This window comes from Streptomyces coacervatus, assembly GCF_029223485.1.
Taxonomy (GTDB): domain Bacteria; phylum Actinomycetota; class Actinomycetes; order Streptomycetales; family Streptomycetaceae; genus Streptomyces; species Streptomyces coacervatus.
Genome location: NZ_JARHTP010000007.1, coordinates 269,481 through 290,074 on the forward strand (window position 1 = coordinate 269,481; position 20,594 = coordinate 290,074).

15 protein-coding genes and 1 tRNA gene are annotated in these 20,594 nt (G+C 71.1%); 14 read left to right on the top strand and 2 right to left on the bottom strand.

Going from position 1 to position 20,594, the window contains the following annotated elements; translation table 11 throughout:
• Window positions 1-3: 3 nt before the first annotated feature.
• Complete coding sequence (locus P2Q00_RS19365; RefSeq protein WP_275773837.1) at window positions 4-1,278, bottom strand: cytochrome P450; 1,275 nt, start codon at window positions 1,276-1,278, stop codon at window positions 4-6.
• Between the two features lie 121 nt (window positions 1,279-1,399).
• Here P2Q00_RS19365 and P2Q00_RS19370 point away from each other — a divergent pair, with 121 nt between their 5' ends.
• The 14 genes from P2Q00_RS19370 (at window position 1,400) to P2Q00_RS19440 (ending at window position 18,641) form a co-directional block, all read left to right on the top strand.
• Window positions 1,400-2,263, top strand: a complete 864-nt coding sequence (locus tag P2Q00_RS19370) for a TIGR03619 family F420-dependent LLM class oxidoreductase (protein ID WP_275773838.1) — start codon at window positions 1,400-1,402, stop codon at window positions 2,261-2,263.
• A gap of 94 nt (window positions 2,264-2,357) precedes the next feature.
• Window positions 2,358-3,290, top strand: coding sequence for an ABC transporter substrate-binding protein (locus P2Q00_RS19375; RefSeq protein ID WP_275773839.1), 933 nt, complete (start codon window positions 2,358-2,360; stop codon window positions 3,288-3,290).
• A 16-nt stretch (window positions 3,291-3,306) separates the two neighbouring features.
• On the top strand, window positions 3,307-4,110 hold the full coding sequence (locus P2Q00_RS19380) for an ABC transporter permease (protein ID WP_275773840.1): 804 nt from the start codon (window positions 3,307-3,309) through the stop codon (window positions 4,108-4,110).
• Window positions 4,107-5,060: an ABC transporter permease gene (locus P2Q00_RS19385; RefSeq protein WP_275773841.1), complete on the top strand. Its 954-nt coding sequence runs from the start codon at window positions 4,107-4,109 to the stop codon at window positions 5,058-5,060. Before P2Q00_RS19380 ends, P2Q00_RS19385 begins: the two co-directional genes overlap by 4 nt.
• Window positions 5,057-5,809 (top strand): ABC transporter ATP-binding protein, encoded by a 753-nt coding sequence (locus P2Q00_RS19390; protein WP_275773842.1) that lies wholly within the window; start codon window positions 5,057-5,059, stop codon window positions 5,807-5,809. Before P2Q00_RS19385 ends, P2Q00_RS19390 begins: the two co-directional genes overlap by 4 nt.
• 115 nt (window positions 5,810-5,924) lie before the next feature.
• A complete protein-coding gene (gene cyc2 / locus P2Q00_RS19395; RefSeq protein WP_275773843.1) occupies window positions 5,925-8,078 on the top strand; it encodes a germacradienol/geosmin synthase Cyc2 in 2,154 nt (717 codons plus the stop codon).
• Window positions 8,079-8,214: 136 nt separating this feature from the next.
• Entirely contained in the window at window positions 8,215-11,004 is a 2,790-nt protein-coding gene (locus P2Q00_RS19400; RefSeq protein ID WP_275773844.1) for a tetratricopeptide repeat protein, read from the top strand.
• Window positions 11,001-12,389: a hypothetical protein gene (locus P2Q00_RS19405; RefSeq protein ID WP_275773845.1), complete on the top strand. Its 1,389-nt coding sequence runs from the start codon at window positions 11,001-11,003 to the stop codon at window positions 12,387-12,389. Before P2Q00_RS19400 ends, P2Q00_RS19405 begins: the two co-directional genes overlap by 4 nt.
• Window positions 12,344-13,402 (top strand): alpha/beta hydrolase family protein, encoded by a 1,059-nt coding sequence (locus P2Q00_RS19410; protein ID WP_275773846.1) that lies wholly within the window; start codon window positions 12,344-12,346, stop codon window positions 13,400-13,402. Before P2Q00_RS19405 ends, P2Q00_RS19410 begins: the two co-directional genes overlap by 46 nt.
• 120 nt (window positions 13,403-13,522) lie before the next feature.
• Window positions 13,523-15,406 (top strand): O-aminophenol oxidase PhsA, encoded by a 1,884-nt coding sequence (phsA, locus tag P2Q00_RS19415; protein WP_425579519.1) that lies wholly within the window; start codon window positions 13,523-13,525, stop codon window positions 15,404-15,406.
• 132 nt (window positions 15,407-15,538) lie between these two features.
• Window positions 15,539-16,117 (top strand): PDZ domain-containing protein, encoded by a 579-nt coding sequence (locus tag P2Q00_RS19420; protein ID WP_275773847.1) that lies wholly within the window; start codon window positions 15,539-15,541, stop codon window positions 16,115-16,117.
• A 389-nt stretch (window positions 16,118-16,506) separates the two neighbouring features.
• Window positions 16,507-17,634, top strand: coding sequence for an aminopeptidase P family protein (locus P2Q00_RS19430; RefSeq protein WP_275773848.1), 1,128 nt, complete (start codon window positions 16,507-16,509; stop codon window positions 17,632-17,634).
• A gap of 502 nt (window positions 17,635-18,136) precedes the next feature.
• Window positions 18,137-18,217, top strand: a tRNA-OTHER gene (locus tag P2Q00_RS19435).
• 85 nt (window positions 18,218-18,302) lie between these two features.
• Window positions 18,303-18,641, top strand: a complete 339-nt coding sequence (locus P2Q00_RS19440; RefSeq protein ID WP_275773849.1) for a phosphotransferase — start codon at window positions 18,303-18,305, stop codon at window positions 18,639-18,641.
• A gap of 37 nt (window positions 18,642-18,678) precedes the next feature.
• Here the strand turns inward: P2Q00_RS19440 and treZ are convergent, their stop codons facing one another.
• Window positions 18,679-20,424, bottom strand: coding sequence for a malto-oligosyltrehalose trehalohydrolase (gene treZ / locus P2Q00_RS19445; protein WP_275773850.1), 1,746 nt, complete (start codon window positions 20,422-20,424; stop codon window positions 18,679-18,681).
• Window positions 20,425-20,594 lie beyond the last annotated feature (170 nt).

Here is a 20,594-nt window from a genome sequence, read left to right on the forward strand (position 1 = left end):
GCCTCAACCCACCTGCACCGGCAGCGACTTGAGCCCATTGATGAAGTTGGAGGTCAGCCGCCTGGCCGGCCCCGCCGTGCGCAGGGCCGGCAGGGCGCGCAGTGCCTCCCCGTACAGCACCCGCAGCTGCAGCCGCGCGAAGTGCGCGCCCAGGCAGACGTGCGGGCCGTCCCCGAAGGAGACGTGCGGGTTCGGCGTACGGGACAGGTCGAGGCGGTCCGGCGCGGTGAAGACCCGTTCGTCGCGGTTCGCGGAGGCGTGGAACACGACCACCTTGTCGCCCGCGCGGATGTGCCGCCCCGCCAGCTCGGTGTCCTCGGTGGCCGTGCGGCGGAAGGTGAGAACGGGCGGGTGCCAGCGGAGCAACTCGTCTACGGCGATGGGCAGTTCGGCCTTTCCGGCCCGGAGCAGTTCGTACGACTCCGGGTGCTCGGCCAGGGCGAGCAGTCCGCCGGGCGCGGCGCTGCGGACGGTGTCGTTGCCGGCGACGGTGAGCAGGAAGAAGAACATCTCCAGTTCGGCGTCGGCGAGTTCGGGGTCCTGGGCGAGGGTCGTCATCACGTCGTCGGCGGGGTGGCGGCGCTTGTGGGCGGCGAGCTGCTGGGCGTAGGCGAACATGTCCCGGAGCAGCGCGGGGGAGCGGGGATCGACCGGTCTGCCCGCCGCGTCGAGCACGGGTGCGGCGGCCTCGTCGGGGTCCTGGTAGCCGATGACCCGCTGGGTCCAGTGCAGCAGCAGACCGCGGTCGCTTTCCGGGACGCCGAGCAGGTCGGCGAGGTTCAGCAGGGCGTAGTCGTCGGTCACGGCGGTGACGAGGTCGACGGTGCCGTCCGCGGCGCGGGCGTCCCGCAGCGCCTGCCCGAACAGCGTCCGCGCCCGCTCCTGCGCGACGACGGCGAAGCGGTCGACACGGCCCGGGGTGAAGGCACGGCTGACCAGCCGCCTCAACCGCCCATGTCCCGGCGGATCCTGATTGAGCATCATGCGCCGGATGAACGGAAGGTCGGCCGGGTCGGGATCGCGGATCTGGGTCGCGCCGAGGTGTGAGGAGTACGTCGCCGAGTCCTTCAGGACACGCACGACATCTGCATGCCGGGTCACCGCCCAGAACCCGGGCCCGGCCGGCCAGCCCAGCACCTCCGGCTCGTCCTGCCAGGCCACGGGGTGGTGGTCGCGCAGCACGCGGTAGGCGGTGTGGGGCACCCCGGCGGCGTACTGCCGCGGATCGAAGACGTCCGGGACCGGCGGGGCCTCAGAGCCTGCGTCGCGCACATTCATGCGACCACGGTGACGCGGTGGGCGGGGCTCCGGCAAGGGAACGCGCGGCGGAGGGCATGCGGGCGGCGGCTGCGTTGTTGGCCGAGGAGTCAGTGTCGCCGGACGAAGGGAAGCGAACGACATGCTGCGCATCGGAGTGGCACCGCACCGTCTGTGGCCCGCGCGGGAGGCCGAGGTCGACGGGGTGCTGGAAACCGCACGCACGGCGGAGGAGCTGGGCTTCGACCATGTCTTTGTGAGCGGCCATGCGGTCGCGGGCGAGGTGGGCGTGACCCCTGACCCACTCGTGACGCTGGCCGCCGTGGCCGGGGCGACCGGGCGGATCGGGCTGGTGACCAGCGTCCTCGTGCTGCCGCTGTACAACCCGGTCGTTCTCGCCCACCAGACGGCCACCCTCGACCGGCTCTCCGGCGGACGCTTCACGCTCGGGGTCGGGACCGGCTGGGACACGCAGGAGTACGCGGCCGTCGGCGTGCCCTTCGCCGGCCGGGGACGACGAGCCGACGAACAGCTCGCCGCCGTAAGGGAGTTGTGGCGGGGCGAGGGGGAGGTTCGGCTGGGAGTCCTCCCGCGTACCGAGGGCGGACCGGCCGTGTGGGTCGGCGGGCACAGCGACGCGGCACTGCGCAGAGCGCTGCGGTACGGCGACGCCTGGCACGGCTCCGGGGTGGACGCCGCCGGGCTGACGGCGGTACGGGAACGGCTCGTCGGCCTCGGGGAGGAGACCGGGCGGGACCCGCGGACGCTCGCCTTGACGGCGGGCGTCTTCCTCGTGCCGCCGGGTTTCGCCCCGGCTGTACAGGTGCCGGGGCGCCCGCTGGGGGGATCGGACGCGAGCGCCGAGAGCGTGCGGGACGAACTGGCGGCCCTGGCCGACGCCGGGCTCTCCTCCTGTTCGCTGTGGCTGCCGGTCGCGACGGAGGCGCTCGGGGACGGACTCGCCTGGGTCGCCGAGGAAATCCTCTCGCATTTCTCCAAAGAGTGACTGTTCAACCAGCTTTTATGTGGTGATCATGACAATTACCTGGTAGTCATGCCGCATGGCGTTACGTCGATTGCGGACGGGAATCGGGAAAACGGTGGCCGTCGCGGCCGCCCTGACACTGCTCCTCGCGGCCTGCGGCGACGACGGCGGGGGCTCCACCTCCGCGGGCGGACGCACAAAGATCACCGTGGCCGCCCTGCCACTGACGGACTCCGCAGCGCTCTACCTCGCACGGGACCGCGGGCTGTTCACGAAGGAGGGGCTGGACGTCACGATCCAGCCCGTTCAGCAGAGCATCCAGGCGCTGCCCGCCCTGGCCAACGGGCAGGTCGACGTGATCGCGAGCGCGAACTACGTGACGTTCCTGCAGGCCGACGAGAAGGGCACCCTCGACCTCCGCATCCTCGCCGAGGGTGTACGGGTCGCGCCGCACATGATGGACGTACTCGTACCGAAGGACTCGGGCATCAAGAGCGTCGCCGACCTCGCGGGCAAGAAGGTCGCCGTCAACATCCTCAACAACATCCAGTCGCTGACACTCAACGCGATCCTCGACGCACAGGGCGTCGGCCGGCCCGTGTACCGGCAGATCGCCTTCCCGCAGATGGGGCCCGCCCTGGAGCGGGGGCAGGTGGACGCCGTGCACGCGGTGGAGCCGTTCGACAGCGCGATCCAGGGGGAGTTGAAGGCGAGGGTGCTGCTGGACGGCGGGTCGGCGCCCGTCCGGTCGCTGCCCATCAGCGGGTACGTCACCACGCAGAAGTTCGCCGCCGGGCACCCCAAGGAGGCGGCGGCCTTCCGCCGTGCCATCGAGGCCGCTTCGAAGATAGCGGCACAGGACCCGAGCGCCGTACGCGCGGAACTGCCCAAGTACACCAAGGTGACCGCCGACCAGGCCAGGTCGATCGGGCTGCCGGTCTATCCGGCCGCCGCCGATGCCGCACAGCTGCGGCGGCTGACCGAACTCATGGCGAAACAGGGGCTGTTGAAGAAAGCCATCGACCCGGCGACGCTGCTCGTCAAGTGAAGCGGCCGTACGTGAGGTGAAGCAGCTGAAACGACGTCAGGAGCTGTGGCTGGGCCTGCTCGGGGTGCTGCTGGCCTTCGGGGTCTGCGAGGCGGTCGGCCGGGCAGGCCTCGTACGGCGCAGCTACCTTTCGCCCGCCTCCGAAGTCCTCGTCCGCGCCGTGGAGTTGGCGGGCGACGGCGCCTTCCTGGACGGGGTCGGTGCGACCCTGCGGGCCTGGGCGCTGGGGCTCGGCCTCGCCGTCGCGATCGCCGTCCCGCTCGGTCTGCTGCTCGGCAGCGTGCCCGTCGTCGACTCCGCCGTACGCGTGATCGTCGAATTCCTGCGGCCGCTGCCGTCGGTCGCGCTGATCCCCCTGGTCTCCCTGCTCCTCGGCACCGGCACCGAGACCAAGGTCGCCCTGATCACCTACGCGTCGGTCTGGCCCGTTCTCTTCAACACGGTCTACGGCCTCGGCGAGACCGACCCGCTCGCCAAGGACACCCTGCGCGCCTTCGGCTTCGGCCGGCTCTCGGTCCTGCTGCGGGTCGAACTGCCCGGCACGGCCCCGTTCATCGCCGCCGGAATCCGTATCTCGGCGGCCATCGCCCTCATCCTCGCCGTGGCCACCGAACTCCTCTCCGGCTTCGGCGAGGGCCTCGGCATCTTCATCGCCCAGGCGGGCCTCGCCACCGACGGCACCCGGGACGTCCTGGCCGGCGTGGTGTGGGCGGGCGCCCTCGGCCTCGTCATCAACGGCGTCCTGATGTGGGGCGAACGCCGGTTGTTCCCGTGGACACCGGAGCGGAGAGCCACGGCCGGACGGAGGACGGGCACATGAACGACGGCCGGGATGCGGATGCCGGGGGGCCTCCGGCCGGGGACGCGACGTATCCGCAGGCGCCCGAGGCGCCGGACGGAACGGACGAGGCGCCGCCGACCCTCCCCGACGGTTCGACCGTCCCTGGCTTCCGGCGGCCCGCGACATCCGCTGCCACCCCGGCCCGTCACCTCCTCCTCCGCCTGCTCGTCCTCTTCCTCGCCCTGGCCGTGTGGCAGGCGGCCGCCCAGGCCCACGGCAGCGTCTACTTCCCGCCCCCGGGCCGAATCGCGCACCGCGCCTACGAGTTGTGGTTCTCCGGGCCGGTCCGGCGCGCGTTTCTCACCGAGGCCGCCGTGGGGGACGTACTGCCGAGCATCGGACGGATGGCGGCCGGGTTCGGGATCGCCGCCGTGGCCGGGATCGGAGTCGGAGTCGCGGTCGGGCGGTCCCGGTGGGTGTACGCGCTGTGCAACCCGGTCCTGCAGTTCGCGCGGGCCGTGCCGCCGCCCGCACTGGTGCCCGTCTTCGTCGTCGTCCTCGACTTCGGTACGCCGATGCAGATCGCGTCGATCGCCTTCAGCGCCGTCTGGCCGGTGCTGGTCAACACCGCGGAAGGCGTGCGCAATACGGACCCGCTGCGGCTGGACGTCGCCGCCGTCGTACGCCTGAATCCCCTCGAACGGCTCCTCTTCCTGCTCCTGCCCTCCGCCCTGCCCCGTATCTTCGCGGGCCTGCGCCTCAGCCTCTCGCTCTCCCTCATCCTCATGGTGTTCTCGGAACTGCTGCCCGGCACCGCCAACGGCATCGGCTACACCCTCACCGACGCCCAGTCCCGCTCCGACCTGCTCACCGTATGGGCCGCGCTGCTCCTCCTCGGCGTCCTCGGGTACGTCCTCAACACCGCCCTGCTGGCGGTCGAGAGACGGATCGCCGGACAGGGAATCGGACGGGGAAGGAGCACGGCATGACGCTCCGCCTCGACTCCCTCGGCCAGCGCTACGGCGACCAACGCGTCCTGCACGACATCACCCTCACCGTCCCCGACGGCCAACTCCTTTGTGTCGTGGGCCCGTCGGGCTGCGGCAAGTCCACCCTCCTGCGCATCATCGCGGGACTGCAGCCCGCACGCGAGGGCACCGTCACCGTCGACGGCACCCCGGTCACCGGCGTCCCCGACCGCCTGGCCGTCGTCTTCCAGGACTACGGGCGCTCCCTCTTCCCCTGGCTCACGGTCCGCGACAACGTCGCCCTCCCACTGCGCCGCAGCGACCTCCCCCGGTCCGAGCGCCGCGCGGAGGCCGAGCGCATCCTGGAGCGCGTCGGCCTCGACGGAGCCGGCCGCCGCCACCCCTGGCAGCTCTCCGGCGGCATGCAGCAACGCGTCGCCATCGCCCGCGCCCTGGTCTGCCGCCCCTCCCTGCTGCTCATGGACGAACCCTTCGGCTCCCTGGACGCCCAGACCCGCGAGGACCTGGAGGACCTCCTCCTGGAAGTCCACCGCACCGAGGGCACGACCATCGTCTTCGTCACCCATGACATCGACGAGAGCGTCTACGTCGGCGACCGCGTCGTGGTCCTGTCCCCGGCCCCTGCCTCCGGCATCGTCCTCGACCTGCCCGTCGAACTCCCCGGCAAGCGCGACCAGATCGCCACCCGGGGCCTGCCCGAGTTCGTGGCGCTGCGGGCGGAGGTGGGGCGGGCGGTACGGGGCGGATGAGGCCGCGTACCGCAGGTCAGCCGTAGGCCCTGCCGACGTGCGCCGGATTCACGCGATGGTGTGATCATGTCTGGGCTCGCGGATGGCCCCGGAGGGCCCCGGGTAGGGCCCGGCCATGACGCAGCAGCCCTTCGAACTCCCGCACTTCTACATGCCGTATCCCGCGCGGCTGAACCCGCATCTCGACGAGGCGCGGGCGCACTCGACCGAGTGGGCACGCGGGATGGGCATGCTGGAGGGGTCCGGGATCTGGGAGCAGTCCGACCTCGACGCGCACGACTACGGACTCCTCTGCGCCTACACCCACCCCGAGTGCGACGGCCCCGCCCTCTCCCTGATCACCGACTGGTACGTGTGGGTCTTCTTCTTCGACGACCACTTCCTGGAGACCTTCAAGCGCAGCCAGGACCGCGTCGGCGGCAAGGCCTATCTGGACCGGCTGCCCTTGTTCATGCCCCTCGATCTCTCAACTCCCGTACCGGAGCCGCAGAATCCGGTCGAGGCCGGACTCGCCGATCTGTGGGCACGTACGGTGCCGTCGATGTCGGTGGACTGGCGCCGCCGCTTCGCCGTCGCCACCGAGCACCTCCTCAACGAGTCCCTGTGGGAGCTGTCCAACATCAACGAGGGGCGGATCGCCAACCCCGTCGAGTACATCGAGATGCGCCGCAAGGTCGGCGGCGCCCCCTGGTCGGCGGGGCTCGTGGAGTACGCGACCGCCGAAGTCCCCGCCGCCGTCGCCGAGTCGAGGCCGCTGAGGGTACTGATGGAGACGTTCTCCGACGGCGTCCACCTGCGCAACGACCTGTTCTCCTACCAGCGCGAGGTGGAGGACGAGGGCGAGAACAGCAACGGCGTGCTCGTCCTGGAGACCTTCTTCGACTGCACCACCCAGGAGGCCGCCGACACCGTCAACGACGTCCTCACCTCCCGCCTCCACCAGTTCGAGCACACCGCCCTCACCGAAGTGCCCGCGCTGGCCCTGGAGAAGGGGCTCACGCCGCCCGAAGTCGCCGCGGTCGCCAAGTACACACAGGGACTGCAGGACTGGCAGTCCGGCGGCCACGAATGGCACATGCGCTCCAGCCGCTACATGAACGCGCGTGCGCAGTCCACGAACCTGTGGCACGGCCTGACCGGCCCCGGCACCTCTGCCGCCGACGTCGGCGCCCTGCTCGCGGCGGCCGGCGCCGAGCGCCTGCGCGCGTACACGCATGTGCCGTACCAGAAGGTCGGCCCGTCCCTGCTGCCCGACTTCCACATGCCCTTCGACGTCGCCCTCAGCCCGCACGTGGAAGGCGCCCGGCACCGTCTCACCGGATGGATGCACGCCATGGGCATGCTCCAGGAGGGCGTCTGGGACGAGGACAGACTCGCCGCCGCCGACCTTCCGCTGTGCTCCGCGGGCCTCGACCCGGACGCGACACCCGAGGCCCTGGACCTGAGTTCGCAGTGGCTCGCCTGGGGGACGTACGGAGACGACTACTACCCGCTCGTGTACGGCCACCGCCGCGACCTGGCGGCTGCCCGGCTGACCACCCGGCGGCTGTCGGACTGCATGCCCGTCGACGGCGAGGAGGTCCCCGCGCCGCTCAACGGCATGGAGCGCGGCCTCACCGACCTGTGGGCGCGCACCACGGCACGGATGACCCCCGACCAGCGGCGCACCCTCAAGGACTCGGTGAACGTCATGACCGAGAGCTGGGTGTGGGAGCTGTCCAACCAGCTGCAGAACCGCATCCCCGACCCGGTCGACTACCTGGAGATGCGCCGCGCCACCTTCGGCTCCGACCTCACTCTGAGCATGTGCCGGATGGGCCACGGCCCCGCCGTCCCGCCCGAGGTCTACCGCAGCGGCACCGTCCGCGCCCTGGAGAACGCCGCCATCGACTACGGGTGGCTCATCAACGACGTCTTCTCGTACCAGAAGGAGATCGAGTACGAGGGCGAGATCCACAACGCGATCCTCGTCGTGCAGAACTTCTTCGGCATCGACTATCCGACCGCGCTCCTGGTCGTCCACGACCTGATGACCCAGCGCATGCAGCAGTTCGAACACATCGCCGCGCACGAACTACCCGTTGTCTACGACGACTTCGACCTCACGGACGAGGCACGCGAGGTGATGGAGGGCTATGTGAAGGACCTGCAGAACTGGATGACGGGCATCCTCAACTGGCATCGCATGGTGGACCGTTACAAGTCCGCCTACCTGGCCCGCCGCACCCATGGTTTTGCGCCGGACCGAGCCGTCACAGGAGTCAAATGAAGCTTGTGTGACGAACTGTTGCAGATTCGGGGCCTTTATTGGGTACTACATGGGGACACCCGGGCGTCTTCTCGGGTATACCAGCCCAAAGGCCCGGGATCGTACGGGCCGCCGACCGTGCTTCGGGGGGAACGACATGGCACGTACGGCATCGGTGAGCCTGGCACGGTTATCGGAGTCCGCCGGACCGCAGCCGACGCGGGGCAGGTCGACGACGGGGGACGTCGACGACAGCGACGGAGTGCTGCGGGAGGTGCTGCAGCAGGCCCGCGCCCTGGACGGCCGGGGGCCCGCCGTGATCGTGCTGCACGGCCCGCCCGGCATCGGCAAGTTCACCCGGGCCGACCTCGCCGCACACGTCCTGCAGGAGGACGAGGGCGCCGTCGTCCTCGAACTGAGGCCCGGGCGCACCCCCAGGGGGCCGGCCAATGAGTACCGCGAGCTGCTGCGCATGCTCGGAGCCCGGGCCGTGCTGCCCCTGGAGACGGATGCGGACCATCTCGTCGAGGACTACGCCAAGGTCACCCGCAACGTCCGCACGGTGCTGCTGCTGGACGACGTGACGGACTGGTCCCAGGTCAGGCCGTTGCTGCCGGCCGGTCCGCAGGGGCTGGTGATCGCGACCAGCCTGCAGCCCTACGACGGACAGCTCGGGCTCGAACCCGAGAAGGTCCAGCAGGTCCATGTGAAGGGACCCGACGCGAGCGAGTGCGCGGAGATCTTCGCGGCGGCCGTCGGCGGGGCGCGCCCACTGCCCGAGGACCTGCGGATCGCCGAGATCGTCGACGTCTGCGAACGGCGGCCGCTCGCCGTGAAACTCGCCGGGGCTCTCTGCGCGCACCATACGGGGATGTCCGGCGGCCGGTTCGTGGCCGAGTTGCGCAGGAGGCAGAGCGAGCAGCAAAAGCGCTGGCTCCGTCCCAGCAAGCAGTCGTACGACCTGCCGATGGACACCGTCCTGAGCTGGGCCTACGACGATCTCCTTGAACCCCTTCAACGGGACCTCCTGCAGCATCTTGCGCTCCCGGAGACCTCCACCGTCAACGCCTACACCGCCGCCGCCCTGACCGACCACGGGCGGGCCGGCACGCCACGGGCCGACACCGTGCGGGACACCACACGGGTCCTCGACGAACTGGCCGATCTGCACTTCCTGGAACGTCAGCACCATCAGAGGTTCCGCATAGCGTCGGCCGTGCGGAAGTTCGCCGCCGCACAGCTGTCCGTCTCACAGAAGGACTACGAGGACGTCGAGTGCGACGAGGAAGCCGCACTGCGACTGCTCGCCGCCTACCGCCGGCTCACCCTCGCCGCCCAGTCCTGTCTGGACGGCCAGGCCGTCAGCCCGCTCTCGCCGTTCTCCGGCCCCGCCTCGGCCCGGCTCTGGCTGGAGGAGGAACGCGGCGCGATCATGCGCAGCCTGCAGATCGCCGAGCGGATCGACCCCGGCATCACCTACGACGTCGTCAAGACCCTGTGCACCTTCTTCGTCACCACCGGCGACTTCGGCAGCCTGGCGATGCTGGCGGACGTGGTGGGCCGTGAGGGCCAGGAGAGCGAGGACCCGGAGTCGCCCGTGCTGGCCAGGATCCTGTGCGTCGTCGGACTGGCCGTGGGCATCCTGGCCCGCAAGGACGGCCAGCTGCGCCAGTCGTACCTCCAACTCCGCGACGTACGAGAGCAGTACGCGGCCGTCGGCGACCTGGTCGCGGAGGCCTGGGCGACCCGGCACATGGGCGTGACCCTGCACTGCATGGGCGACTTCGCCCTGGCGATGCGTCATCTGCGCTGGGCGCAGGAACTCCTGGAGGAGTCCATCCGACGGCAGGAGCGGGACCCGAACAGCCGCGAGGCCTGGGTGCTGCACAGCCTGGGCGCCCTGTACACGGATGTCGGTGCCTTCGAGGAGGCCAAGGACTGCCTCGACCAGAGCATCCGACTGCACGAGGCGCACGGCAATCTGCGGGGAGGCGCCTGGGCCAAGGTCGTGCTCGCCGCATGTCTGCGCGAGAGGTGCGAGCAGGAGGAACAGCAGCAGGCACAGGGAGCGCTGGATCGGACGAGGGAGCCCCGGAGGCTGCTCGACGAGGCGGCCTGGGGATTCGAACGGACGGGTGACCGGTCCGGTCTCGCCTGCGTACGGCTGGAGCGCGGCCGTATCGAGATGAACCGTGACCCGGCCACCGCCCGGCAGATGCTGCACCAGGCACTCGCAGCGCTCACCGCCGGCTCCGGCGGAGTGGAGGGCGAACAGGCCTGCCCCGACCGGCGCGCCCTCGCGTGGACCCACTTCGAGTACGCGCGCAGTCTCCGCAATCCGGACGAGGCGGAGCAGCGAAACGCCGAACTGGCCGAGTCGGAGGCCCTGTTCGACACCATGGGGGATCGGTACGGCGCGGCGTGCGTGGCCTGGGAACGTGCCACGTCGGAGGCGATGCCCCGCAAGAAGCGACGCGCACGGCTCCAGCGTGTCCGGGAGGCCTTCCGGCAGCTCGGCAATGAGAGGAAAGCAGACATGGTGCGTCGGACACTGGGCGAGGAGCCGGACCAGAACCGCAACCCGGACTCGGTCCTGCAATCGCACTGCACCATCCAGCCGGTGGTCGTCGGATCGGTGCCGGTGGTGCGGGCGCAGCCCTTCAAGGTACGGCTGGAGGTGCAGCTCGATCCCGATTTCGCGCACCTGCTGGAGAGCACACGCGGGGAGCAGGGCCATGAACTGCGGCTCATGACCATGGCTCCGTGCGCCGAGATAGAGCCTTTCGACCAGCTGCTGCCGCCACTGCGTCAAGGCGGGCTGTCCGGCGAGGTCGAGCTGACACCCCGGCTGTCGGGCCGGCAGGAGATGCGGTTCACACTGCTCGCCGAGAGCAACGGCTCCGTGTTGCAGGAGATCGAGTGCGAGGTGGAGGTGAAGGACGCATGATGTGGCCGGGCAAGCCGTCGGGCGAGAGGGAGACGACCCTCGACACCAGGGTGAAGAGCGACACGACCGACCGGCTGTCGCGGGGACACCTTGCGCAGGACCGCCGTCGTGACCTGACCCTCACTATCCGCAGGGCACTGCACAGGAACCACTACGAACTGGAACTCCGGGGCGAGATCCTGCCCAACGGCAACAGCTGCCGCGCCGAGGCCTACGGCGCCAAGGCACTGAGCAACGCCATGGACCTGTTGCGGCAGGAGTGGGAGGACGAGATCCACAAGCCGCGCCCGGCGGACGCCGAGGACGCACACCCGAGGAACCGCCCGTTCTTCGCGGAGGTCGACTTCTCGGACTGTCACTGGAAGCCGTGCCGCGACATGCTGCCCTCGTTGGCCGAGAAGGGCCGTGACACCTTCAACCTGCTCTTCGGGCGCCGTCAGTGCATGGCCGCGGACATGGCCGAGTTGCGCGACACGCTCTGCAGGGCGCTCAACCGCGAAGGGTGCGACGGCAGGGGGCTGCGCATCGAGGTCCGGCCCGACGACTTCCGGGCGCCCTGGCCCGTGCTGTGCGTGCCGCCGCCGGGTGAGGAAACGGAGCCCGGCAAGAACTGGTTCCTCGGCTACCGCCATCAGATCGAGGTCCGCGGCGGCCCCGACAACCTGGACGTGCAGATCCGCCTGGCCCCTCATGAGCGTCCGCTCGTCGCGGCCGTCGTCGATCCCGCGCTGGACGACCAGGCGCCGATTCACCCCCGCACCCGGACCAGGGCCTCGTCGTTCGGGCCGGTGGAGAACGTCGTGAAGCGCGCCTCCGCCAGGCTCACCCTGTACGACACCCCGGGCAAGGTGAAGCAACTTCTCACCGACGGCGCCGACGGGGTCCATCTGCTCTATCTCGCCTGCCACTGCGCATACGACGACAAGCACGGCCCCATGCTCTTCCTGAACTGGAATCGGGGCGACGAGGCACGGCTCGGCCAGCGAGAGGCCGCCAACTGGGGAGCCTGCGCCAGTGCGCCCAAACTCGCCCTGCTCAACACGTGCCGAGGAGGACTGCGCACGCGCCGCAAGGGCCCCGGCTTCGTCGACGAACTCAAGCAGATCGGCTGGTTCAGCGCCCTGGCCGCACCCGAGACCGAGGTGCCCATCCGGTTCCTCGGCGAGTACGGATCCCGCTTCCTCGACGACTTCCTGGCGGACGGGGAGCGGGCCGGCATGGACGTCGGCACCATCGTCCAGCGGCTTGCCCGGTACTTCCTCGACGAGATGGACAACCCGCTGGCCCTGCTCTACTGCGTCCACCGCAACCTGGACACCCATCTGTGCCGGGAGGACCCGTGTCCCATGACCCTCGGCAAGCACAACTGCGGCATGGCAGCCTGAGGCCCCCCATCGTCACACTGGCCCTCGACCGCAAGGGACGGCTGCTGGAACCGCGGGCCAAGGGAGAGAAAGGGACGAAACGGTACGTCGAGGAGCACCGCATCGCGGCCGTGATCGCCGACGCCGTGCCGCTGGGGCCGGACATCCACGACGTGGTGCTCTTCGTGCACGGCTGGAACACCCGGCCGGCCCGGGCCGTGCGCACCGCCCAGTGGCTGTTCACGGATGCCGAACGCCTGCTGCGCGAGCAGCCCCATGTCTACCCCGCGCTGTGCACCGAACCACACCGCCGGCTGTACGTGGTGCTGTTCTGGCCCTCCCGCAGCACGCCGTTCCTGTGGGGGTACCAGCGCATCAAGAAGCGCGCCCACGCCCTCACCAGCGGAGTGGACGGCAACGCCGCCCATGTCGTCGCCGCGCTGCTCGGCTACCTCAACGCCGAGCGGAACAAGCCGGGTGGCGGCACGGCGGGCACGGCGGGCGGCCAGTACCTCACCTGCGTGGGGCACTCCTTCGGCGGGCGGGTGCTGTGCCAGGCGATCCAGGAGAGCGCCCTGGCGGGCGCGGGTGTGGCGGCGCCGGTCCGGGTGGATCCGCGCTACCCCTACACGGTCGACAACCTTCTCGTCTTCCAGATGGCCGCCCGCCCCGACTCGTTCGGCACGGACGGTGTCTTCGGGAAGTTGATGACCGCCGCACCGATCAGCGGCCCGGTGACACTGACCCGCTCCTCGCACGACCGCGCCACCGGGCTGTGGCACCGGCTGGCCGAACGCACCGCCGGAATCGGCCGTACCGGCGTGCGCGGGGTCCGGCCGCCACCCGGCCGGATGGAACTGCAGGCAACCGGAGAACCGTACGACGAAAGGGACTTGAGGCATCTGCTCCTGGAGGTCGACGCAAGCCGGGTGTACCGCGGCAGCCGCTGGAATTTCTTCTCCGGCGGCCACTCCGACATCCGCCACCCGGAGTCGGCACATCTGCTCCTGAGCCTGCTGAACTTCAGCCGCTGAAGCCACCGGCAGTTTCCGGACTTTCGCGTCCGGAACGGGTCATTCAGGCAACTCCGGTGATGAGTCGGGGGTCTTCTGAGGCAAGGGGAACAGACCACAGAACACGGGGGTGTTCAAGCCTTGACCGACATCATCGACAGGATCACCGAGGGCGGCACGGGGGAAGCGGCGCCGGCTCCGGACGAACTGGCGCCGTACGTGACGCCGTTACCCGTACCGCCCGTCCTGCGTCCCGGATCCGGCGAGGTCCTGCGCGAGACGGAGATCGCCCTGCGCCCGACCTGGGTCCGTCTGCACCCGCAGCTCCCGCCGACCCTGATGTGGGGGTACGACGGGCAGGTACCCGGCCCGACCATCGAGGTGCGCCGCGGACAGCGCGTCCGTATCGCCTGGACCAACCGCATTCCCAAGGGCAGCGAATACCCGGTCACTTCGGTGGAGGTGCCGGTCCGCGCGCCCGGCACCCCGCCGCCCACCACCGAGCCCGGCCGGGAGGGCGTCGAACCGAACAAGGACGTCTCCGCCCTGCCCGCCTGGTCGGTGACGCACCTGCACGGAGCACAGACGGGCGGCGGCAACGACGGCTGGGCCGACAACGCTGTCGGGTACGGCGACGCCCAGCTCTCGGAGTATCCGAACGACCACCAGGCAGTTCAGTGGTGGTACCACGACCACGCCATGAACATCACCCGGTGGAACGTGCACACGGGCCTGTACGGCACCTACCTGCTCCGTGACGACGAGGAGGACGCGCTCGGGCTCCCGTCCGGGGAGCGGGAGATCCCGCTGCTGCTCGCCGACCGGAACCTCGACACCGACGAGGACGGCCGCCTCAACGGGCGGCTGCTGCACAAGACGGTGATCGTCCAGCAGCAGAACCCGGAGACGGGCAAGCCGGTCTCGATCCCGTTCACCGGCCCGTACGCGACGGTCAACGGCCGCATCTGGCCGTACGCCGAGGTGGACGACGCCTGGTACCGCTTCCGGCTCGTCAACGCGTCCAACGCGCGCATCTACAACCTCGTCCTGGTCGACGAGGACGACAATCCGGTCCCGGGCGTCGTCCACCAGATCGGCAGCGACGGCGGACTGCTGCCCCGCCCGGTCCCGGTCGACTTCGACGACGCGCTGCCGACGCTGACCGCGGCCCCGGCCGAGCGCTTCGACCTGCTGGTCGACTTCCGGGGCCTCGCCGGCAAGAAGCTGCGCCTGGTCAACAAGGGGCGCGGACAGGCCCCGGGCGTGCCCGATCCGGTGAACGACGTGCGCTACCCGGCGGTCATGGAGTTCCGGGTGGGCGAGAGCGGCGAGACGGACACCTTCGAACTGCCCGAGGTGCTCTCCGGCTCCTTCCGCCGCCTCACCCATGACATCCCGCACGGCCACCGCCTGATCGTGCTCACCCCGCCCGCCACCAAGGGCGCCGGCGGGCACCCGGAGATCTGGGAGATGACCGAGGTCACCGACCCCGGCGACATCCAGGTCCCCACGGACGGCATCATCCAGCTCACCCTCCCGGACGGCACGACGAAGACGTACCGGCGCACGTCCCGGACGTTCAACGACGGCCTCGGCTTCACCATCGCCGAGGGCTCCTACGAGCAGTGGAGCTTCCTGAACCTGGCGCCGATCGTCCACCCGATGCACATCCACCTGGCCGACTTCCAGCTGCTGGGCCGGGACGCGTACGACGTCTCGGGCTTCGACCCGGCGGTGGGCGGCACACGTTCGCCGATCAAGTTCGACGCGGCGACGCAGCTTCCGCTGGCGCCCAATGAACGCGGCTACAAGGACGTGTTCCGGGTGCCGGGCGGTCAGATCCTGCGGGTGATGGGGAAGTTCGACGGCGCGTACGGCCGGTTCATGTACCACTGCCATCTCCTCGAGCACGAGGACATGGGCATGATGCGGCCGTTCGTCGTGATGCCCGAGGAGGCGATGAAGTTCGGCCACGGCGAGGCGCACGGCGGCCATGACGGCCACGGCGAGGGTCACTCGGCCTGACAGACGGCCTCTGCCACCGTGACTCGCGCCTGCGCCCGGACCTCGGGCGCAGGCGCGAGCCGTCGCAGTCTCACTCGTTCGTGGCTCGTCGTGCGCCGGGGCTCCGGGTAGAGCTCCAGCCGGAGGCGATCCATGGAACAGACTGCGTTGCGTCCCAAGCCGATGCCCGGTGGGGAGCCCGGCGGCGGCACCGAGCCCGGCACCGCCCGGCGCCCGCACGCCGTGCCCCGGCGCGGCCGACGGCTCAGGGCCGTGCTGTTCGGCCTGTTCGCCGGAACGGTCCTGGTGCTGTCCGGGGTCGGTCTCGGCACGGTCGGCGCCACGGTGATCGGCATGAGCAAACTCGCCGACCTGCAACGCCAGGCGCAGGCCCCGGGCAGCCCGTCGGCCACGGCGCACCCCAGTCCCACCACGCCACCGACCGTCCCGCCGCCCCTGGCGCCCGCTGTCGCGTCCCTGGGCCTGGAGGTCGTGGACGCCGAGAAGGCGGGCGCACAGGTCGTCGGCGTCCATGTGCCCGGCCCGGGCTATACGGCGGGTCTCGTCCGAGGAGACGTACTCCTCGCGTTCGACAGGACCCGTATCGACTCGGCCGCCGACCTCGCGCGCGCCGTCGCCTGCGCCCGCCCCGGCGCCGGAGTCACACTGACGGTCCGTCACCGAAGCGGCGGCTACCAGCAGTTGACGGCACTCCCGGGCGTCGTCACGTGACCACCCGGCGAACACGCTCGCGGCAGGCGTGTGCGCATGGCCGGTGACCAGCCCGGCCCGCACGCTGTTGCCCGGCCCGTCGGCCGCGGGCTGCCCCAGCAGGGCCTTGCGATACGGCGCCCGGCTGTTGTGGTTGCCCGGGCAGGTCAGCACCGGGAAGGGCGCGTCCACACGCCCCGGCAACTCCCGCAGCCGGTTGCACACCAGTCGGCGATTAACGGTATGGAGGCATCTAACCGTTAGCGCTAATGGTCTGGCGTGCTGTAGCTATTAATGCGGGGGGAAATCACTGGTCCCCAACCTGTAGACCGGTCGCGCCGCCCCCGCGGTACGGGCAGGATGCTGCCCGTAGTCCCTAGTGGTCCCTTCACCCGCCCAGGGAGGCCCGGATGACCGGCAGCACGCGCGCGCCCTTCACCGCCGACGACTACCGGGCCCGCATGGACCGCGCCGCGCGGGCCGCCACCGCCGCCGGTCTCGCCGGGCTCCTGGTGGCACCCGGCCCGGACCTGGTGTGGCTGACCGGCTACACGCCCACCGCGGTCACCGAACGGCTCACCCTGCTGGTCCTCGTCCAGGGACGGGCCCCCGTCCTGGTGGTCCCCACCCTGGAGGCCCCGGACGCCGCAGAGGCCGTCGGCGCGCCCGCCCTGGCCCTGCGTGACTGGACCGACGGCAAGGACCCCTACGCCGCGACCGCAGCCCTGCTCGCCGGCACCGGCCGCTTCGGCATCAGCGACAACGCCTGGGCGATGCACCTCCTCGGACTGCAGCGGGCGCTGCCCGGCACCGTCTACGCGTCCCTCACGGACGCCCTGCCGATGCTCCGCGCCGTCAAGGACACCGCGGAACTGGAACTGATGGCGGCCGCGGGCGCGGCCGCAGATGCAACGTTCGAGGAGATCCGGAAGGTTCCCTTCGCCGGCCGCAAGGAGTCCGACGTCGGCGGCGACCTCGCCGACCTGCTGCGGCAGTTCGGCCACTCCCAGGTCGACTTCACCATCGTCGCCTCCGGCCCGAACGGCGCCAACCCGCACCACGAGGTGGGCGACCGCGTCATCGAACACGGCGACATGGTCGTCCTCGACTTCGGCGGACTCAAGGACGGCTACGGCTCCGACACCTCCCGCACGGTCCACGTCGGAGAGCCCACCGACGAGGAGCGCAGGGTGCACGACCTGGTGCGCGAGGCCCAGGAGGCGGGCTTCAGGGCGGTGCAGCCCGGAGCCGCCTGCCAGGAGGTCGACCGGGCCGCCCGCGCGGTCATCGCGGAGGCCGGGTACGGCGAGTACTTCATCCACCGCACCGGGCACGGCATCGGCGTCACCACGCACGAGCCGCCGTACATGATCGAGGGCGAACGGCAGCCCCTCGTGCCCGGCATGTGCTTCTCCGTGGAGCCCGGCGTCTATCTGCCCGGCCGTTTCGGCGTGCGCATCGAGGACATCGTCACGGTCACCGAGGACGGCGGCCGCCGTCTCAACAACACCGACCGCGAGATGGTCATAGTGGACTGAGCGACCCCAGGAGCCCCAGCACACCTTCGAGTGACTACGGCGCGACCATGACCCAGGCACCGACACCCACCGCGGACACCGTCCGCCGGCTGGTCAGTTCCCTGCTCAAGGACGGCGCAAAAGGCGGGGCCGGCACCGCCGGGCCCGAGGTGCGGCCCGTTGCCGAGGGCGGCGGGCACTCCACCTGGTGGGTCGGCACCCGCCATGTGCTGCGCCTCGCCCCCGACCGCGCGGCCGCCCTCAGCCAGCGCCGCGAACTGCGCCTGCGCGACCTCGTGCGCCCGCATCTGCCCCTCGCCGTGCCGACCAGCGTCGCGCACGGCGAGTGGGCGCCCGGGCTGACGTACACGCTCGACACCAAGGTGCCCGGCGGCACGGCCGAGGAGCACGACGTGTCCGCCGTCGGCGAGGCCGACCTCGCGGGGCTGCTCACCGGGCTGCGCGAGGTGCCCGCACGGCAGGCCGAGACACTCGGCGTGCCGCGCACCGCCCCGCGCTCCCTGGAGGCGTTGCGCCGGGCCGCCGGGCGCGCCGCCGAACGCCTTGCCGCGGCCGACGAGTTCGACCCCGTCCGCCTCCACCAGCTCACCCCGCAGGCCGCCGTCCAGCTCGCCGCGCAGCCCGCCACCGCGGTCCTCGTCCATCACGACCTCAGGGGCGAGCACCTCGTGGTCAGCGCCGACGGCCGGGTGCGCGGCATCCTCGACTGGACCGACGCGGCCGTCGGCGACCCGGCCGAGGACATCGCCGGCCTCGCCATCGCCGTCGGCTCCCCGGCCGCGGTCCGCGCCGCCACGCTCGCCGGCTACGCCGCCCGCCCCTGCCTGCGCGGCCTGTGGCTGGCCCGCTGCGACACCGTCGTACGCCTCGCCGAATGCCTCGACCGGCGTGACGCCGGCCCCCTGCCGCTGCTGCGGTCACAACTCAGGCACGCCTGGGAGGCGATCCTGCTGGAGCGGGTCACGGAGCTCCGGGACGAGGACGAGGACGCCGACGCGGAGCTGTAGGGGCGCGCGGCGGTGCGAGCCGTCAGCTGCGGCCGCCTCACCCCTGCAGCAGCACCACAGCCGACTCCCCGGGCACCTGCAGCACCCCGTCCGCGCCCGGCGCCTCGACGGGCTCCCACGCGGCGAGCACGCGCGCGTGGCGGGGGCCCAGCGGGATCGCCGCCGGTTCCTTCGCAAGGTTCACGGCGACCCGGACGTCCCCGCGGCGGAAGGCCAGCCAGCGTTCCCGTTCGTCGTACGCCACCTTGGTGTCGGCGAGGTCGGGATCCGTCAGGTCGGCCTGCTCGTGCCGCAGGGCGATGAGTGTGCGGTACCAGGCCAGCACGCGCGCGTGCGGTTCGTCCGCGAGCTCCGCCCAGTCGAGGCAGGAGCGGTCGCGGGTCGCCGGGTCCTGCGGATCGGGGACGTCCTCCTCGGCCCAGCCGTGCGCCGCGAACTCCCGCCGTCTGCCCCGCCGTACGGCCTCGGCGAGCTCCGGATCGGTGTGGTCGGTGAAGAACTGCCAGGGCGTACCGGCCGCCCACTCCTCGCCCATGAACAGCATCGGTGTGAAGGGGGCGGTCAGGGTGAGCGTGGCCGCACAGGCGAGCAGGCCGGGGGAGAGGGTCGCCGAAAGGCGGTCGCCCTGGGCGCGGTTGCCCACCTGGTCGTGCGTCTGGCTGTAGCCCAGCAGCCGGTGCGCGGCCACGCGCGTACTGTCCAGCGGGCGCCCGTGGTGCCGGCCGCGGAAGCTGGAGTACGTGCCGTCGTGGAAGTAGCCGCGCGTGAGGGTCCGAGCCACCGCGGCGAGGGGGGCGCGCGCGAAATCCGCGTAGTAGCCCTGGGACTCGCCGGTCAGCGCGGTGTGCAGGGCGTGATGGAAGTCGTCGTTCCACTGCGCCTGCAGCCCGAACCCGCCCTGCGTGCGGGGCGTGATGAACCGCGGGTCGTTCAGGTCGGACTCGGCGATCAGGAACAGCGGCCGGCCCAGGTCGTCCGCGAGGGCGTCCACGGCCGTCGACAGTTCCTCCAGGAAGTGGCACGCGCGCGTGTCCGCCAGCGCGTGCACCGCGTCCAGGCGCAGCCCGTCGATCCGGTAGTCACGCAGCCACGCGAGCGCGCTGCCCAGCAGATACGCCCGCACCTCGTCCGAGCCCGGAGCGTCCAGGTTGACCGCCGAACCCCAGGGCGTGTGGTGCGTGTCCGTGAAGTACGGGCCGAACGCGGGCAGATAGTTGCCCGAGGGACCGAGGTGGTTGTGCACGACGTCCAGGACCACGCCGAGCCCGAGTTCGTGCGCCCGGTCGACGAACCGTTTCAGCGCCTTGGGACCGCCGTACGGCTCGTGCACGGCCCACAGCGAGACGCCCTCGTAACCCCAGCCGTGCTGCCCGGGGAAGGGGCACAGCGGCATCAACTCGACGTGGGTGACGCCCAGTTCGACGAGATGTCCGAGCCGCTCGGCGGCCGCGTCCAGGGTGCCCTCACGCGTGTACGTGCCCACATGGAGCTCGTACAGGACCGCGCCGGGCAGCGGACGCCCTGCCCACTCGGTGCGCCACGCGTACCGCCCGTGGTCGACCACCGCGCTCGGCCCGTCCGGGCCGTCCGGCTGCCGGCGCGAACGCGGGTCGGGCAGCACCGGACCGTCGTCCACCGCGAACCCGTACCGCGAGCCGTCCCGCGCCTCCGCCTCTGTCCGCCACCAGCCCTCCCGCCCCGGATCGCGTTCCAACGCGCGCGTGGCGCCGTCGCACTGGAGCGTCACTCGGCCGGCCTGCGGTGCCCACACCTCGAACTGCACGGACGGTTCCCCTTCGTCTGCTCACCGTGATGTAGCCCGTCCATGGTGCTTCAAACGAGATCAATCCGCTTTTGAATCACCCCTTTTACGGCGGGTGTCGTCAGGTACGCGCGCGTGGCGGCCGTTTTCTCGTTTTCTGGACACCCGGGGTTCACTGACCGACAATCACG

Bases quoted from the DNA above. Each gene is read 5' to 3' on its own strand.
- P2Q00_RS19365 (WP_275773837.1), bottom strand. From the start codon at position 1,278: ATGAATGTGCGCGACGCAGGCTCTGAGGCCCCGCCGGTCCCGGACGTC.
- P2Q00_RS19370 (WP_275773838.1), top strand. From the start codon at position 1,400: ATGCTGCGCATCGGAGTGGCACCGCACCGTCTGTGGCCCGCGCGGGAG.
- P2Q00_RS19385 (WP_275773841.1), top strand. From the start codon at position 4,107: ATGAACGACGGCCGGGATGCGGATGCCGGGGGGCCTCCGGCCGGGGAC.
- P2Q00_RS19390 (WP_275773842.1), top strand. From the start codon at position 5,057: ATGACGCTCCGCCTCGACTCCCTCGGCCAGCGCTACGGCGACCAACGC.
- cyc2 (WP_275773843.1), top strand. From the start codon at position 5,925: ATGACGCAGCAGCCCTTCGAACTCCCGCACTTCTACATGCCGTATCCC.
- P2Q00_RS19400 (WP_275773844.1), top strand. From the start codon at position 8,215: ATGGCACGTACGGCATCGGTGAGCCTGGCACGGTTATCGGAGTCCGCC.
- P2Q00_RS19405 (WP_275773845.1), top strand. From the start codon at position 11,001: ATGATGTGGCCGGGCAAGCCGTCGGGCGAGAGGGAGACGACCCTCGAC.
- P2Q00_RS19420 (WP_275773847.1), top strand. From the start codon at position 15,539: ATGGAACAGACTGCGTTGCGTCCCAAGCCGATGCCCGGTGGGGAGCCC.
- P2Q00_RS19430 (WP_275773848.1), top strand. From the start codon at position 16,507: ATGACCGGCAGCACGCGCGCGCCCTTCACCGCCGACGACTACCGGGCC.